This is a genomic window from Legionella drozanskii LLAP-1, assembly GCF_001467585.1.
Taxonomy (GTDB): domain Bacteria; phylum Pseudomonadota; class Gammaproteobacteria; order Legionellales; family Legionellaceae; genus Tatlockia; species Tatlockia drozanskii.
This window is the reverse complement of sequence record NZ_LNXY01000028.1, coordinates 41,378-58,772: the sequence shown is the minus strand read 5'-3', so window position 1 is coordinate 58,772 and position 17,395 is coordinate 41,378. Positions and strand designations below refer to the sequence as shown.

Sequence of the window (17,395 nt, the reverse complement as noted above, 5' to 3'; positions counted from 1 at the left end):
CCCTAACTCATCTTATTCGGCTCAAAAGCATTACAAGCCTCGATGACTTTTTCAACTTCGCTTAAAGAAATCGTCGGACTCATCGGTAAACTTAACACCTCTTGATGAATAGTTTCAGTTAAAGGGTAAGAGTGTTGATTATAATTCTCATAGGCCAGTTGCTTATGTGGAGGGATAGGATAATGAATAAGCGTTTCGACACCGTGTTGAGTGAGATGTTGCTGAAGCTCTGCTCGATTGCTAGTACTAACCACGAATAAATGCCACACATGCTGCTCTTCTTTAACTAGCTTAGGCAGATTAATGGTTTGATTTTTTATGTTCGCAAGGTACATCCGAGCCACTTGGCGTCGATGAGCCGTCTGAGCATCCAAGTATTTTAGTTTAACACTAAGCATTGCTGCTTGTATTTCATCCAAGCGGCTATTTACTCCCTGATACAGATTTTTATATTTTTCATGTGAACCATAATTACGTAAAGCACGTACTACTTCGGCTAATTGAGGATCATTCGTCGTAATTGCACCTGCATCACCCAAGGCGCCCAAGTTTTTACCCGGATAAAAACTAAAACCCGAAGCATCTCCCCAGTTTCCAGCCTTGCGTCCGTCAATACTCGCCCCATGCGCTTGAGCAGAATCTTCTAATACGAGTAATTGATGACGCTTAGCAATATCTAATAAAGCCGGCATCTCTGCCAATTGTCCGTAAAGATGGACCGGTAAAATTGCTCGCGTTTTACTAGTAATAGCTTTTTCAACTTCCTCCGGATTTAAATTAAAACTGTGAGCCTGCGGCTCGACAAAAACAGGGATTAAGCGATTTTCAGTAATCGCCAAGATACTAGCAATATAAGTGTTAGCCGGGACAATTACCTCATCGCCTTCTTTTAGCCGTTTAAGCTCTTTCCAAGCGCGCAAGGTTAGGGTCAAGGCATCTAAGCCATTGCCTACGCCAATACAATATTCGGTATTGCAATAATTTGCGAAAGCTTTTTCAAATTCAGCCAGCGCTGTTCCTCCAATATACCAGCCAGAGTCGATCACTTTTGTACAGGCTGCGACTAATTCATCACGCATTGCTTGATTTATATTTTTTAAACTAAGAAAAGAAATCATTTATTCACCATTTTTTTAAAGTCTTGATAAGAACGAATATAATCTGTCTCATTGTATTCCTCACTAGCAAATACAATTAAAACGCAATCGGCACTGAAGTCGTGCATTTCTCGCCAAACCATATTGCCAATTGGCAACCCTTTTGTAGGCGAGTTTAACCAAAAATCCTTTCTGATTTTACCGTCATCAAGAACTATGCGACAGCTTCCAGCAACACAAACAACAAGTTGCCGCAGGGTTTTATGAGCATGAAATCCGCGACTTACTCCCGATTTTGTACCAAAAATGTAGTAAGCACGCTTTAAATTAAACTGAATATTAGAGCCTTGTTGCACAGCAATTAGGCTTCCTCGCGTATCACCTATGACCTTAATATCAATTAAACTGCTAACCTTCTCGGGTTTCGCATAGGGCATTTTAATAATCTTATCCATCAGCGGAGCAATGCTATCTTTTTCATTTAATAGAGGCTCCTCGCTGAATTGCCAATCAATTCCTAGGCTTGGATCGTCCCAGCGAAGACCTGCTTCGGATTCTTTATTATAAAAATCGGTAGTCTTATAAAGAAAATGAGTATTGTCTTCGAGAGCGACAAAACCATGGGCAAATCCCGCAGGGATCCAAACCATTTTTTTATTTTCCGCACTCAAATGATGGCCTATCCAACGTCCAAAGGTGGGTGAACCTTCTCGAATATCAACGACGACATCATAAGCAGCGCCGTGAACGACTCGAACGAGTTTCCCCTGAGCATAAGGCGGTAACTGATAATGAAGCCCGCGCAAAACACCTTTTCGAGATAGAGAATGGTTATCCTGTACAAAGCTAGGAGGAATTTCGAGATCCAAATTTTTTAATTCACAATGAAACTGATCTTCATTAAACCCTTCAAAAAACCAACCTCGTTCGTCAGCAAAAACCCTCGGCTCAATAATAACAATATCAGGGATATCCGTTTGCGTTAATTTCATACCTAAACTCCCATCCATTGCTTAAGAAATATGGGGCAAATTTTCATTAAATATTTCCTAAAATTCCTTTAAGCATTCTAACCACACCCGACTCCCAATGAGGCAGATTCAGAGAAAAATTGCTCGCTAATTTTGCTGTTGCTAATCTTGAATTTAATGGCCGCTTTGCTGCTGTCTTATAATCACTGCTCTGAATGGGATTAATCGCTTTGACTAAAAACCTTTGTCCAAGCGTCTGTGCAGTATTGACGATAAAATTTGCATAATCATACCAGGAAATTTCCCCATAAGGAGCCAAATGATATAAACCACCTACTGCAGCTTTCATGAAAGCCGTACGCAAGCTGTGCGCGGTGATGTCGGCAAGTAAATCCGCCCCAGTGGGTGCACCAATTTGATCATCCACTATATTTAGAAATTCCCGCTCTTGTGCTAAGCGCATAATAGTTTTAACAAAATGATTACCGTGATAACCATAAACCCAACTTGTACGAAAAATTAGATGCTTACAACCCGATTCCTCAATTGCTTTTTCTCCCTCTAATTTACTTTGTCCATAATGATTTAATGGTTTGGCAAGATCACTTTCTCCCCAAGGCTCGGAGCCGCTTCCATCAAACACATAATCACTTGAGTAATGCACCAGCCAAGCACCTAAAACAGCCACTTCTTGCGCTAAAACTTGGGGAGCCTGGGAATTGATTAGATTTGCTAGCTGCGTCTCTGTTTCAGCTTTATCCACTGCTGTGTAAGCTGCTGCGTTAACCACCACATCAGGTGCCACCCTGCGAATAGTCTGGGCAATTCCAGCTAAATTAGTCAAATCACCGCAAAGCGCCTCAGTACCATGGCGATCCAGCGCAATTAATTCACCAAGCGGGGATAAGGCGCGCTGTAACTCCCATCCTAACTGACCATTTTTTCCAAAGAGAAGAATTTTCATCGAGCTAAACTATGCTCTTACTTAAAAATAAGAGTTAATGATTTTCGAGTTAGTACCCATATAACTCCCGAAATTAATCCTGCAAACAAGGATAAAATTAAAATTAATTTTTTATGAGGCGCGATCGGTAAATCAGAAACGATAACCTCTCCGTCCTGTTTAAACAGGACCACTATACTCGGATTAATTATAATTTTCTTATACAAATCAAGCATGGATTGGGTTTCGCGCAATTTAAGCTCCGCAGGTGCAAATGCATCTGAAGAACCTCTATTTTCGATATTATTAAGCTCTGCCTGCAAAGCAGCACTACCGCGTAAATACATCAAACTTGGATCATTAACCGTTGAGGCATCCGTTATTATTTTTGAAACAGCGTTTCCTTTTACTCCAACAGCTTGCGCAACTTTAATTGCCTCTTTCAATTGCTGAACTCGATCAAGACGATGTATATCTGCCGCTTCTCTAATTGCATCGATTTTTTCCCGCAACTCGCGCATCACATTTTTATGTTGGCTATCGATATCCGTTAAGATGTCTTCGAGCGCTTTTTGCTTAGCTAAAGCGATATATTTTGCCAGCCATTTTGCATCTTGTTGGGGAGATACGCCCCGAATGGTGACCATATAATTTGAAGGAGGAGGAGTGAAGGCATTTGGCAACGATTTAATTTCTTTAATCATTAATGATTTGGAGAAATTCGCATAAAGTTGACCTTGTGATAGCGCTGTTTTATTTTCCATCGAAGGCAAAATAATTGTGTTAAAAAAAAGTCTTTTCGTCGATTCGGCTTGGAGTTCTTTAGTAAAATTGTCATAGACATCTTTTATTTCATAGGGACTCAACAGCGATTTTTTTAGCAATAAACGCCCCTGATTGAGGGCGGCAATGTCTCCTTGAGAAGGTGGCGAAATGATTGTTGCTGCCTCATACACGGGGCTGCTGAGCAAAATATAGGTAAACCCTAAAAATAAACCTAAAATGGCTGTCAGAGTTATTAATAATTTTTGCTTCCATATCGCTTGTAGAAAATCTATCAAGGTCATTTCATTATTAATAGGTTCTTCCTTTAATTGCTGCCCTTCCACTCTAAATTCTCCTCATTTTAGGGTTAATCAAGCTAGGCCAAACGGCTGGATAATATCATTATTTTGCACAAAACAATAACTGTAGAAACTTAGCCAAACGAATCCCCGTGGCCCAATATTAAAAGAAAATTCGCATAATTGGGCCAATTGGAGATATACTGTCCTGATGTTCATAAATCGGAAGGCTACATGTCCTTAAAGGCCATGTATAACGAAATTGCGGGACATTATGCTACTGCAGATCGATTTGGCTCAATTAGTAAAAGTCATCTCGCTGCAATAGAACAGATTAGAAAACATCATCTAGGTTTAAGACCCAATTACAAAGTACTAGATTTTGGTGTAGGTGACGGTGCTTTTTTAGAAAAGCTCAAGCCTTACATGCCCGAAGCCAATTTTACTGGAATTGATATTTCGCAAGAAATGTTAACCCATGCACGTAAGTTAATCTCGCTAACAACCATTGAAGCGAGTGCCACAGAAGCCAGTCACTATCTTCCTCATCATAGTCAAGATTTAGTGCTTGCCCATTTTATCAATGCTTATATCCCTATTCATACCTTGTTTCATGAGGCTAATCTTCTTACGCGCGCAAATGGTCATTTTTCTCTCATCAGCACGACTTATGAATCATTCCCTGTCGCCCAACAACATTTAGCCAAATTTATTTCTGAAGGCACTATTTTAAGTAGCGTAGTAGGACATTATTACAAAGCGATGGTAAAAAATACCACTGTTGCTTCTGGCCAAGATGAATTAATGAATATCTTTGCACAGCACAAATTTAAAGTGGTTGAACACCAGCGTTTACATATTCCAGTCACAATACAAAATATCGATGAACTTGCTGAATTTGGCATTGATGGCACCTGGTTTTTAAATAGTATCTCCATGCGGATGCTGCCAAAGAATTTTTTAATACAGCGCTTAAAACGCCTTTTTGGTCAGATTTTTACTTTCCCTTACCATGATACTCATATTATTGACGTCGTCTTGGCTAAAAAATAAGATTCCAGGGAATGACGCCCATGTCTTTGCAAGGAGCTCACATGGTGGTTTATCAAACGATTAAAAATTACCTCCCCCGCTGGGATCTTCGGCAGTTGCAAACCAATAATATTGTCATGATTACCTTCTGGAGTCAGTTTTCAGTTTATTCGCTGAATACCATATTGATTCTTTTTTTAACACGCCCGCTCCTCATGCATGGCTTAGGCTATGATCAAAAAACCGCTTATGCCTTTATCGGCGTCAGTCAAGCGACAGCCTATCTCATGCCCGTTGTTGGCGGATTTATGGCAGACAAAATATTAGGTATCCGACGCGCAATTTTTCTGGGTAGTCTTTTAGTTGCTTTAGCTTATTTATTGGTGATGTTAAGCGGATATACCCTCGAATCTTATGGGGATAAATTATTTATTGCCGCTTATGCATTATTACCGGCAACAAATTCTCTGTTAATGGGTACTACCTCATCAATGGTTTCGCACATCTATTCCGATGATGCAGTTAAAGCAAAATCTGCGATGACCTTCTATTACATGGCTATTAATATTGGCGGTCTGTTAGCAGCCATTATTTCCCCAGCCTTGCTCGATAGTCGTTATGGTCCTTTATCAGTACTAACACTTGCCTTTGCTGGCAAATCGATAGCTGCTCTTAATTTTGCCAAACGCTATTCACTTTACGATAATGTAGTCTGGGGAAAAGATAAATTTCGACTAGGCGTTAAAAATCAAGCACGGCTTATCTTCTATATTTTAGGAATTTATTGCTTTACCCTTTTCGCCTACTCATACGTTTACCTTGCAGGTATAATCGTTGGCGTTGGTTGCTTGCTGGGAATTTTTTGGTTTTTTCTTACTACCCTAAAACTTTCAGGCGCAGCTCGGTCAAAACAATTAGTCGCTTTATTTCTAATTATCGAAGCGGTTATCTTTTTTATTATTTATAACCAAATGAATACTACTTTAGTGTTATTTGCAAAAAATAACTCTAACTTGCAACTTCTTGGCCTAAGCCTCTCACCCGCTCAGTACCAACTCCTAAATCCTCTGCTAATTATTGCTATTGGTACACAATTACCTCGTTTTTATCGTTTATTTCCTCGGTTTACTATTCCCTACCAATTTGCTTCGGGGACTTTATTAGCCGGCGGTGCACTGCTCTTAATGGCCTTTGCTACCACTCAAGCAAATAATGGTTATGTCAACGGTAATTATATAGGTCTTACTTATGTATTAATTACACTTGCCGAGTTATGGGTTTCTGCGATTGGCTTAAGTATGATTGGTCTTTATTGCGCTAGTGAAGGTATCGCCTTTGCGATGGGCGTATGGTATTTAGCGGCTTCGCTATCTAATGCTATCTCTGGCCGATTAGCAGGCTATGTGGCTCTTCCAAATGACTTACATTCAGCCATAGAAAGTTTGGCAATCTATCAACATTACTATTTTATTATGGGGGTTTGTACTTTGGGGCTAGGGCTTATGATGCTTGCATTCGCTTTTTGGCTACAGCTTAGGTTGGGTAAAAAAGGGATTAGTTTATTATAAATGTCGTTAGGCGAAGGTTAGGCTTTGATAGACATTTTCCCTCTCCCGCGCAAGGAATCTGAACAATTAGATCATCTTCTTCGCGGGAGAGGGAATCATCTGAGGCTATGGACCACGATCCAACCTCCATTCGACCTATGCAACAGCGCCGTCAAGCCGCGATCCTCGCAGGCTCAACCGGACGTATTTAAGCGCGACCGTACACGTCTTCAAAACGGACGATATCGTCTTCACCCATGTATTCACCACTTTGTACTTCGATCATAACCAGATTGGTAAGTCCAGGGTTTTCTAAGCGATGTTTATGCCCTGCAGGGACATAAGTCGATTCATTGGTATTCACAAAAAGCTCTTTGTCGCCATTGATCACTTTAGCCATTCCACTCACGACGATCCAATGTTCATTGCGATGGTAGTGCATCTGCAGGCTAAGGGTCGCTCCAGGCCTTACCTCAATTCGCTTAATTTTAAAACGTGCGCCCTCTTCTAGTACTGTATAGGTTCCCCAGGGTCGATGGACAGTGCGGTGTACTTTATGAGCATCATGTCCTTGTTTTTTCAATTGGGTGTAGATGGTCTTAATATCCTGAGCACGTGTTTTATCGGCAACTAAAAGAGCGTCAGCAGTATCGATAATGAAGAGATCTTCGATGCCAACAGCAGCAATTAAGCGATCCTTTCCACGAATGTAACAGTTCTTAACTTCATGTAATAAGGTTTCGCCTTCAATGCGATTGCCTTCATTATCGGACTGAATTAACTCACCCAAAGAACTCCAAGATCCGATATCGCTCCAGCCAATCTGACAAGGAACGACTGCAACCTGTTTAGATTTCTCAATAAGCGCATAATCGATAGAATCTTCTGGTACTAAACTAAACGCTTCGGCATTGAGTTCAAGCTGCATAAAATCTTTACCTGTTGCAGTATCTGAAGCATCGAGACAGGCTTTAGTGGCAGCAAGGATATTCGGGCAACAAAGTTCCACTTCCTGCAGTAAGGTTTTAACGCTAAAACAAAACATGCCTGAATTCCACAGAAAACGTCCAGATTCAAGATACTCTTGCGCTTTCTCTAAACTGGGTTTTTCTACAAATCGAAGTACTTGATTACCTTCAGCTTCGATATAGCCATATCCTGTCTCAGGACCTGTAGGCTGAATTCCAAAAGTAACTAGTTTACCTTGCTGTGCCAACTTAGTTGCTTCTGCAATAGCCACAGCAAACGCTGTTTGATCAGTGATGAGATGATCAGCAGGTAATACAAGCATGAGTGCTTCTTCATCTTGAAAAGAATGCTTAATTTGCAAAGCGGCCCCGATGATAGCCGCTGCAGTATTGCGACCAAAAGGCTCTAAAATATAAGACAGCGTTAATCCAGTCTGATCCGTTTCACGATACTCGTCCGTGGTTTTAAAAAATAGATCACGATTCGTTACCGTTAAAATCTCTTTCACACCGGGTAAGTGGGCACCACGTAAGAAGGTTTTTTGTAATAAGCTTTGTCCATCTGCTAAATGGATGAACGGCTTAGGATGTAATTCTCGTGAAACGGGCCAGAGTCTTGATCCAGCACCACCACATAAAATTGTTGGTATTAAACGCATTGATTATTTTCCTTTACAAACCTAAATTATCTCGCTTGAAAACCCGATCAGCACGATAACTAGAACGTACTAATGGACCAGATGCTACTTCAAAAAAGCCTTTTTGTAAGCCAATTTCACGTAATTCAACAAAAGTTTCTGGCGTTACATAACGTGCAACAGGGAGGTGATTTTTGGTCGGCTGGAGATATTGTCCCAAAGTCAAAATATCAACATTTTGAGCCCTTAGTTCATCCATAGTTTTAATGATTTCCTCATCGCTTTCACCCAGCCCCAACATTAAACTTGTTTTGGTTAACACATCCGGACGGTAGCGTTTAGCAAACGCTAAAACATTCAATGTTTGCCAATAGCCTGCGCGATTATCACGTACGGGATGAGTCAAGCGTTCAACGGTTTCTACATTTTGGGCAAAAACATCGACACCGCTGTCTAAAAGCGTAGCAACATCTTTCTCTACACCTTGAAAATCGGGCGTTAATGCCTCTACTTTGGTGTTTGGACATCGAGCTTTAATTGCGAGAACCGTATCTGCGTAATGCTTAGCGCCACCATCGGGTAAATCATCGCGATTCACCGAAGTTAGGACCACATAATCCAAGTTCATTAAAGCAACAGTGTTAGCCGTATTTTCCGGTTCTTGAGCATCCAACCAACCGTGAGGATTGCCGGTATCTACCGAACAAAAGCGACAGGCTCGTGTACATACTGCGCCCATAAGCATAATGGTAGCAGTGCCATGCGACCAACATTCGGCAATATTAGGGCATTTGGCTTCCTCGCAAACAGTTGCCAATCGATGCTTGGTCACTTGCTCTTTGACTTTGCTGTATGCGGGCGTTGTCTGATTGACTATGCGCAGCCATTTTGGTTTTGGTAAACGTTCGGAGGGAGATTCGGTTGATTTTACACCGTCTTTAATTGCAATCACACCCTGTGTAGTTTTGTATTTGCGTCCGCTTTCAATCACTACTGGAATATCTATTAATTTACTCATGGTAGCACCGATATTACTTGATGCACTGATAATCCCAAATCAGCCAGGCGAGATCAAGTTAATTCAAAAAAAACCAGCAATTCTTCTAGTGTTGTTGCACTTGGCCCATCCTAGATGTAACAACACCATTAACCTGCGAATTATTTCTTTGATTTATTCTTTAAATAGTCAAAAAGAAGCTGGGCATGTGAGCCGTCGCATAAGGGGGGATCCTTTGTTAGTTTGCAACCACAAAAAAAAACTGTTTCAGTGAGCTCAGCATGGTAGGCCACCGCTTTACTCCCACAATCGCTGCGATCGCAAAGAGGCTGAGTTCTGCTTTTCCCACAACTACACCAATAATAGTTTTTGCCTTCTTCAACATCATAAGCAACTGGAAAAAAATCAGATGGTGAATTTTTATTTTTCATCGCTCTAACCGAGAAGATTTTCTTATCGTTAACCATCCAGTTAACAGCGATAAACCAAGTGCTCCCAATGACAGAATAAAAGAGGAGAGTCCCTCGGGCAAAAGAATAAGAAAAACGCCAATTATGAGTAATAAAAACCATGAGGTATGCGTTAAAAGCAGATCAAATTTTTGTAGTATTTTATGCTCACGGAAATAGATAAATAAAGCTGCAAAAATAGCCAAGGGGATAACGTAAATAAAATGATAGATTATCTCAACAATTTCACCTTGAAACGTTGTCAATCCTTGAGAATCCAGCCATTGTTGATACACTAAACCGAAATTAGGAATGCAATTTTGTTGATAAGCTTGAGTCATAGCAGCCGTTAAAAAAACCAAAACCGGAATTGCAAAATTAGGATGAGCACTGCTCCCTCTCGAATAAATAATTACCAAATAAGCGATTAAACCCAAACCTATTAACAGAGCAAAAATACGCAATGAATTGAGAATTTGATAGAAAAAGATGGTGTGATCTTGTTGAAAATGATGAACAATCATTAAAGCTAATAAAAACAAAATCGTAAAGCCAATCATTTCTTTGAGTTCTTTATGCAACCAGAGAAAAGAAAATAAGGCGAAGAAACAAAAAAGTGAGCAGGGACTAAATGCGTCAGTTAAAGCCATTGTGAGGGTAAAGAGCGCTAGGGATGGCTTGCTAGATATATTGGCATCAAACCAACTCGCATTAGATAACTGCCCTAATAAACTAACCGTTTCAGGCTCCAGACTTCCCTTTTGACTAATTTGGTGATAGCAGTAATTCAGGCCACGTAATAAATTTTGTCCCGCAACTCCCGTGTCATCAAAACCAACCCAGCGTGAATTGCAAAAAAAGACAGCGGGAACAGCATAATCGTCAATATTAAGTTGTTTTAACTCTTGGTGAAAAGTGTCTAAGGCAGCTTTATCTTGGTTTATAATATAACGATGAACATCAAGCCAAGGTTTCTGGGATTCGATACTATGAAAGAAAGCATCCGCTTTTTGGCAATGCGGGCAAGTAGAGGATAAAAATAAATCAACTCGCAGTTTAATTTGATTATTTTCTCCTTTACTAAACCATGAAGATAAATCTTCACTCCAGCCAAGAATAGAAAAGAACAAGAGAAAAACAACCAACGTATTTTTTAACAAAACTTGCATATTTTTGTATCCCTATATCCTGATTTATTTACTATACAGTTTACGATCAATTATAGGAATCACTATTGCTTATGAAGCAATACATAAGATACTACATAGCGATAGCTTTGAAGCTCTCCCTGTTAATAGGTATGGATATAATTTTCAAGCTGCTCGATAACTCGGATTTTATCTTCAAGTAAATGAAAAAGTAAGTCACCAATTGATAGTATAGCAACAAGCTTTCCATTTTCCTCGATTAAAACATGACGTCGCTTCGTTTCAGTAATTGTTTCCATCGCCTTTTCGATGGGATCGAAAAGATTCAACACACTAATATTAGAAAAAGCAACATCTGCTACTGTAGTTTTAAGCGGATCCAAATCACGATATAAACAAGATCTTACAATATCACGCTCGGTTACCATACCAATTAGATTATTTCTTTCAAGCACAACAACAGCACCAATGTTTTCTTTGATCATCAGCTTAATGCATTGAGAAACGGTAGTCTTAGGACTCACGTAAACGATAGGACGTCTAGGCTCCGACAAAGCTGAATAAATTAAGTGGGCCATACTTCCTCCTGGATAACTTTTCTCAAGATGCTAAGTCTCGGATATTTCTGCAAAGACAAGTGGTTTCTGATCATAAAATGAACAGAACCACTGCTTTAAATATAGCACAAATAATAGTAGCTCATGGTCCGGGCTTGTTCTGAAAAAGACTACATTAGACCTATAACCGGCGAACTTGAACTTGAGGGATCCGTCATTTTAACTTCATGGCCTATTTCCTCTAATGCGTTGCTAACTTCCTTAATCTTGTTATTTTTTTGTGCACATTTTAGCGAAAAAAGCCTAAACGGACTTGTACCCGATGGTTGCTGGGCTGAGGCAGAACGAGCGTCTTCGCTAGAGGGACGTCTTTCTGCAGCTATATCATCAGCTTGACTAGCAGCAACTAGGGGGGCTCTTACCGCCACAAGACTGACTTGAGGCGCTCTACCATGGTTAAAGACAGTGCGATCTTCCTCATCATCTCCCATTTCTGGCCCAGCAGATGGATCAATGGGAGGCAATAAAGTAGTTTTCAAATTGGCGGCTAAATTATTTATAGCCTCATCAATTAAAGCACCCTCAGAATCTTTAAGATAATCTTGCAACAATCGATAGTCGTTATTAGCTATCGTACATAAACGTTTTGCTGCCACTGCTTTTACAACATCAATTCCAAGATTAGTATTACTATGAATGTCATACCATTCGAAGCCTAAGGCGTATATTTTTTTAAGATTATCTTTTCTTGCTTGAATCTCTTCTTGAGTTAACCCTACTTCATGTTGAGCAAAATAAGCCTCATTTTCATTACATTTCTGCATTTCTTCAATGTAGATTGATCTAATTTTTTCAGCTCTTGGTCGAAATTCTTCAAGCAACTCCGCTCTTTCTTGGTCAGTCTGAGCCGCATCAAGTCTTTCTTTATCAGCAAAAACACATATCATTCTGTCACTGACTTGAAGTTCAGGAATTTCAAAAGGTCCGCCATACCACCATTGGCGCAATGATAGAGTGAGGCTATTTTTAAAGGTTACATATTTAGTCGCTAAAGCAAGTCCAATAAATAGAGTCGGTATAGCGATAACTATAAATGCTAACTCGGGAAGACCGAAAGGAGTTAATAACATACCAACTAAAACAAGCAAAGCAGCTATGATCAATAGTGGCATTACTGTTCTTACAATTTGCTTTAAAAAACTTTTCTCATATTTAGCAATCTCTTGATATTCTTGAATCAGTGGCTTAAATGGCTTTATTAATAAATTAAATAAAGTATTTTTTGTTTCCACAATTTCGTCTTTATTACGCAATAAGTTATAGGCATCGAGCCCCCAAAAAAATGGGTTATCATTTTGTGAAGCACCGCCCATGTATTGTACAAAATAGTGTGCCTCTCCTACTTTTGCAGCAAACTCAGCTGAACCGTTAGTAACCCAATTATTCCAAAGAGCAGATAAAGGCTCAGTTAGCCCTGCTAAATCTAGATTGGGAGAAGGCCATATTTTGCCATCAATTAATTCGATCTTTTTTCGTATATAACTACTTAACTCAACCTGGTAATCATCAAGCCAATCATGCATCTCTAAGGTTTCGCCGTTATTAAAGGCGTCAAGAATTTTGTTAGCAAGAAAATTAGCTTGAGTCTGGTTAAACTCATCGAGGATATTGTGAGAGTTAATTTGTAACGCATCGATATACTGACCGGCTTTCGCTTGTAGCTGATGAAATAATAACTGAGTTAAGAACTCTTCTTCTATTTTTTCTGTGTTAGGTGCTCGATGCTCTTCTTCTGCTGTCTCAATTTCCGCTTGATAAGCGTTATACAGTTGGTCGGCGGGCAAAGTAGGATTAGCCAAACTAGGATCCCTGAGAAAGGGGAAAAAAACACCTAGTGCTCTAGAACGCTCAAATCCTTTCCCTTCCGCAATTCGGGTTCGTATGAGAGACATGTTCTCATCCGCTGCTAAGTGGTCATGCCATTTTGCAACTATCGAATCTCTATAGCCTTCCACTACATTATAAAACAGCTGATCACCAGAATGAGGAATTAAGGGATTTTGGTAGAATTTAACGTCGTTATTAGCTGAAATATATTTACTTTGCAAAGAGGTTGAGAACTTAGCACTTGCAACCTGAAGTTGCTCCTCAGCAGTTAAAAATTTAATGTCGGGATAAACAGTAGGAAGGACTTTTAAAATGATTTGGTGGATTAGGTCATTATATTCTTCAGAATTAGTAACATCCGGCGTCAACGCCTTGCCCGCTAGTGTTTTTATTGCCTCATCAATTTGCTTTTGATAATAGGCCTTCCATATCCAGCTGTCATCTCTTTGTTTTTCCAGCTCAGCGATAACGCCTTCTGCCTCAGTAATAGCAGCAGAAAAAAGTAGACCAGCGTCGCTTTTCTCAAAGTTCGAACGGATGAGCGCAGGTAATAAATCATAACCAGCGATCAGTTCGGAAGCTAATTGTATAAACTTCATAAATCATCCTCTCATCGGGATTTGTGCGCCATATTAACAATATTTTCTTAAGAAACTATTAAGAATTAGGCACAATTATTAAGAGGATAAGAACAACTTGATTTTGAAGCGCTGTATTAGGCGCAATCTTTAATTATTTTTTTAGGTAGATTTTATATTATTCAAAATATCTGGATGAAGAATTCTTCACCCAGAAAAACCAAGCTCAAACTAAAATCTTATCCTACCACTCTCCATGAGCCATCTGCTTGACGACAAGCTTTTCCATAAATTTGTTGCGACTTACCACCAATAATTGCTTTGGTGATATATTCACGACAGGGTTGTGCGTTAGTGTAATAAGTTCTGGTAGGCTGTACGGTATAACGATTACCGGTATCTGGGTTTGACCACCCGACAGCACGACCTGTTGGCGCAGTTTCAAGCGCCTTCTGCATTTCTAAACGGTCAAGACGGTCCATAGTACGACCGATATTACCACCAAGGTAAGCGCCAATTAACGCACCACCGGCAGCTGCAGCAAATTTCCCTGAACCACCACCAAATTGGCTGCCTAAAAGACCTCCAACGACCCCTCCGGTCACGGTACCTACGTCTTCATTTGTGACTTGAGCACAGCTTGTAAGTAAGACTGAGAGAGAAAGTGATGACACCAAAACTATTTTTCTCATTTTAAATTCACCTGTGTAATGGTTCATAAATCCGGTTGCCATTCTACCATCACGTCTAGATATTATCCATACTTCAGGTATTAGGGCTAGTCCATTCGATATATTCGTCCCTATCCCATCCTTGAAACCATTTATTATTCCACGGTTGAATTAAATTATTCTACTAATACGCGATTAGGTGTGCGGCCCCCTCGGGTCAAAATTTACGGATGTACCTAACCAATCTCTTTGACACAAAAGACACTTTAAAATACAATAAGTTTCTTTTTAATCCACGCACGGACACCGGATTTGTCAATCGTATAAAATGTATGCATCGAGGTAAGATGAAATTCAAATCAGAACAGGGCACACGCGAGTTACAATCATTCTTCAATCCCCGACCCGACGAATGCTCTGTTATATCAATCCCCTGCATTCCGTCCATGATAGATGCAGCTGATATAGATGAACAAGGCATGTTACTTCCACTAATCGAAATCGAACGATTGAAAGCAATCGAGTTAAAGGAAGGATTAAACTGCAAAAAGGATACTCAATGCAAGTACAATATCTTGGTGAAAAATGGAGAGCTATTCGCGATTTATTGTAGACCCAAGCAATCAGATAATAAATTGTCTAGACACAATAATATTAAATATGTACAAGATCTTCAAACAGGAAAATGGATTGTAAAAAAGCTAGAATCCTTTCATGGCGAAGATGAGGTAAAAACCCTGAGTAAATTAGGACTTGTCGTTGAAACAAATACAACTCATACAGAGTTATCCTTTTTTCGAAATTCAAAAACAAGAGGTAAGATGGTCCATGAGTTTATGATTCATCATATTGATGGCATAAATCTCAAGGATTTTTTTACCGGGAAAATACAATATTTTACAAAATTTACCAGAGTTCAACTTGCAATCGATTTAATACAAAAATTAATACATCTTCATCAAAATAATATATCCCACAATGATTCACATTCTGAAAACATCATGTATGTACCTGCTAAATTACAATTCGAAATAATAGATTTTGGCAGCGCAAAAGAGCTCAATATTACTTATTCTAACTTTGATAGATTTAGTATAAACAATCATCTAGTGTGCCTATTAAAGATAGACCAGACTCGCAGACAATTTTGGGCTTTTCTTGCTGAATTACAAAAAAGTGAAACGGCTACTGACGATGCTGAACGATCGATTAATATACTTAATAACGAATTAAAGTTTTTGATAAATGAAAAAAACAAAATCCCAGCTAATGAACGAGAATTAACAATTGGAGTATTTGATATTGGATTGAGTTTACCATTTGAAATGGATCAATTAAAACAATTCCCGCTCGTCATATTGATCGATAGTAGTAATCAACATAGTGCATTATCATTCGCAAAGTGGAAACATGATTTAGCGAAGCAACAGGTGTTTGTTTATGATCAAGCTATAAGTACTACTAACCTTAGATCTTCCCAATATATAACTGAACTTCATAACCTCATGCAAGCTTTCAATCCTGAGTGTAATTTTAATTATATTGATGCTAGGACTGGCATTCAATTTACAAGCAGCCTAGCGCGATTAGCCGCGATCACTACAGATAGTGACATACATCTTGACTCCCAAATAGTTCTTTCTTAGAGGTCTGTTGCGTACGTCCAAACTGTTTTCGTAATTAATTAGTTGCTTGAACACTAGGTTGAGAAAATCAAATAGGCCTAGTTTGTAAATCGCACCACTAGGCCTAAAAAGGATAGAGATCAAGGCTTATCCTGGCGCACTCTCGGAGAAAATTGACAAAGCAATTCGTAAGCGATGGTTCCGGCAGACAAAGCTATCGTTTCCACAGGAATATATTTTCCCCAAAGCTCCACTGGATCACCAATATTGACTTGTGGACAATCGGTTAAATCGACAGTCAACATATCCATAGACACCCTTCCCACGATGGGGACATGATAGCCATTGACCCATACGGGGGTATTTTGAGCAATATGACGAGGATAACCGTCCCCATAACCGGCTGCTACTACGCCAATCACTGAGGGCTTAGTGGTTTGCCAAGTTCCGCCATAACCAATACGGGCTTGCGCTGGATAATAATGGATAGCACTGATTGCTGAAACAAAGCGCATAACCGGGAGTAAACCTAATTCATTTCCCGTTTGATTAGCAAAAGGCGATACACCATAAAGCATAATTCCCGGGCGAACCACATTCGCGTGAGTATCGGGCAAGGCCAAGATAGCCGCAGAATTAGCAATACTTTTGGTCAGTTCAATTGGCGGTAAATGGAGTTCTTTAAACGCTCGCAATTGATTTTGGTTGGCGGGATGATCAGGTTCATCCGCACAAGCTAGATGGGTCATGAGGCCAAGATCATCATCAACCCAGGGGCAATTTTTCACCGCAGTGATAAGCTCGTTTATATCATTAGGAACAAAACCTAAACGATGCATTCCCGTATTGACCTTCACCCAGACTTTTATCTTGTTCGTTAGTGGAGTATTTAATAACCATTGCAATTGATGAGATTGATGAATCACGCATTGAAAGCGATGTTCTGCAACCACATGGAGTTCGTCTGCGCTAAACACACCTTGAAATAATACACAATCGCTACGTATACCAAGAGCACGGATAGCCAGTGCTTCTTCCAAACAAGCGACACCAAAAGCATCAATCTGTCCCTCAAGCACAGGAACTACAGCCGGAATACCACAACCATAGGCATTCGCTTTGACCATAGCAATAATTTTGCTATTCGGAGCACAGTGTTTTACTTTATTTACATTATGTAAGAGTGCATTTTCATCAATTTGCACGCGAGTGGGTCTTGCCAC

The 17,395-nt window shown here is 39.8% G+C and carries 15 protein-coding genes; 3 read left to right on the top strand and 12 right to left on the bottom strand.

Annotation, left to right across the window (positions count from 1 at the left end):
* Positions 1 to 2: 2 nt before the first annotated feature.
* From Ldro_RS12845 to Ldro_RS12830, 4 genes are read right to left on the bottom strand one after another with little or no spacing between them, the layout of a single operon-like run.
* Complete coding sequence (locus tag Ldro_RS12845; protein WP_058496828.1) at positions 3 to 1,118, bottom strand: DegT/DnrJ/EryC1/StrS family aminotransferase; 1,116 nt, start codon at positions 1,116 to 1,118, stop codon at positions 3 to 5.
* Positions 1,115 to 2,089 (bottom strand): dTDP-4-dehydrorhamnose 3,5-epimerase, encoded by a 975-nt coding sequence (rfbC, locus tag Ldro_RS17090; RefSeq protein ID WP_058496827.1) that lies wholly within the window; start codon positions 2,087 to 2,089, stop codon positions 1,115 to 1,117. Before rfbC ends, Ldro_RS12845 begins: the two co-directional genes overlap by 4 nt.
* A gap of 46 nt (positions 2,090 to 2,135) precedes the next feature.
* Positions 2,136 to 3,032, bottom strand: coding sequence for a dTDP-4-dehydrorhamnose reductase (gene rfbD, locus Ldro_RS12835; RefSeq protein WP_058496826.1), 897 nt, complete (start codon positions 3,030 to 3,032; stop codon positions 2,136 to 2,138).
* Between the two features lie 17 nt (positions 3,033 to 3,049).
* On the bottom strand, positions 3,050 to 4,120 hold the full coding sequence (locus tag Ldro_RS12830; RefSeq protein ID WP_058496825.1) for an LPS O-antigen chain length determinant protein WzzB: 1,071 nt from the start codon (positions 4,118 to 4,120) through the stop codon (positions 3,050 to 3,052).
* Positions 4,121 to 4,309: 189 nt separating this feature from the next.
* Here Ldro_RS12830 and Ldro_RS12825 point away from each other — a divergent pair, with 189 nt between their 5' ends.
* Positions 4,310 to 5,128, top strand: a complete 819-nt coding sequence (locus tag Ldro_RS12825; RefSeq protein WP_058496824.1) for a class I SAM-dependent methyltransferase — start codon at positions 4,310 to 4,312, stop codon at positions 5,126 to 5,128.
* A gap of 20 nt (positions 5,129 to 5,148) precedes the next feature.
* Entirely contained in the window at positions 5,149 to 6,675 is a 1,527-nt protein-coding gene (locus tag Ldro_RS12820; RefSeq protein WP_238584018.1) for a peptide MFS transporter, read from the top strand.
* Positions 6,676 to 6,862: 187 nt separating this feature from the next.
* Here the strand turns inward: Ldro_RS12820 and Ldro_RS12815 are convergent, their stop codons facing one another.
* From Ldro_RS12815 to Ldro_RS12785, 7 genes are all read right to left on the bottom strand, one after another.
* Entirely contained in the window at positions 6,863 to 8,281 is a 1,419-nt protein-coding gene (locus tag Ldro_RS12815; protein WP_058496823.1) for a mannose-1-phosphate guanylyltransferase/mannose-6-phosphate isomerase, read from the bottom strand.
* A 13-nt stretch (positions 8,282 to 8,294) separates the two neighbouring features.
* Positions 8,295 to 9,278 carry a lipoyl synthase gene (gene lipA, locus Ldro_RS12810; RefSeq protein WP_058496822.1) on the bottom strand — a complete coding sequence of 328 codons (984 nt, stop codon included), beginning with the start codon at positions 9,276 to 9,278 and terminating at the stop codon, positions 8,295 to 8,297.
* 140 nt (positions 9,279 to 9,418) lie between these two features.
* On the bottom strand, positions 9,419 to 9,688 hold the full coding sequence (locus tag Ldro_RS12805; RefSeq protein WP_058496821.1) for a CDGSH iron-sulfur domain-containing protein: 270 nt from the start codon (positions 9,686 to 9,688) through the stop codon (positions 9,419 to 9,421).
* Entirely contained in the window at positions 9,685 to 10,875 is a 1,191-nt protein-coding gene (locus Ldro_RS12800) for a thioredoxin domain-containing protein (RefSeq protein WP_058496820.1), read from the bottom strand. Before Ldro_RS12800 ends, Ldro_RS12805 begins: the two co-directional genes overlap by 4 nt.
* Positions 10,876 to 10,997: 122 nt before the next feature.
* Positions 10,998 to 11,432 carry a CBS domain-containing protein gene (locus Ldro_RS12795; RefSeq protein ID WP_058496819.1) on the bottom strand — a complete coding sequence of 145 codons (435 nt, stop codon included), beginning with the start codon at positions 11,430 to 11,432 and terminating at the stop codon, positions 10,998 to 11,000.
* Between the two features lie 149 nt (positions 11,433 to 11,581).
* On the bottom strand, positions 11,582 to 13,897 hold the full coding sequence (locus Ldro_RS12790) for a hypothetical protein (protein WP_058496818.1): 2,316 nt from the start codon (positions 13,895 to 13,897) through the stop codon (positions 11,582 to 11,584).
* Positions 13,898 to 14,115: 218 nt separating this feature from the next.
* On the bottom strand, positions 14,116 to 14,568 hold the full coding sequence (locus Ldro_RS12785; RefSeq protein WP_058496950.1) for an RT0821/Lpp0805 family surface protein: 453 nt from the start codon (positions 14,566 to 14,568) through the stop codon (positions 14,116 to 14,118).
* A 425-nt stretch (positions 14,569 to 14,993) separates the two neighbouring features.
* Between Ldro_RS12785 and Ldro_RS12780 the strand changes: the two genes are divergently transcribed.
* Positions 14,994 to 16,193, top strand: coding sequence for a protein kinase family protein (locus Ldro_RS12780; RefSeq protein WP_162263977.1), 1,200 nt, complete (start codon positions 14,994 to 14,996; stop codon positions 16,191 to 16,193).
* Positions 16,194 to 16,312: 119 nt separating this feature from the next.
* Here Ldro_RS12780 and alr read toward each other — a convergent pair whose 3' ends face one another.
* Entirely contained in the window at positions 16,313 to 17,395 is a 1,083-nt protein-coding gene (alr, locus tag Ldro_RS12775; protein ID WP_058496816.1) for an alanine racemase, read from the bottom strand.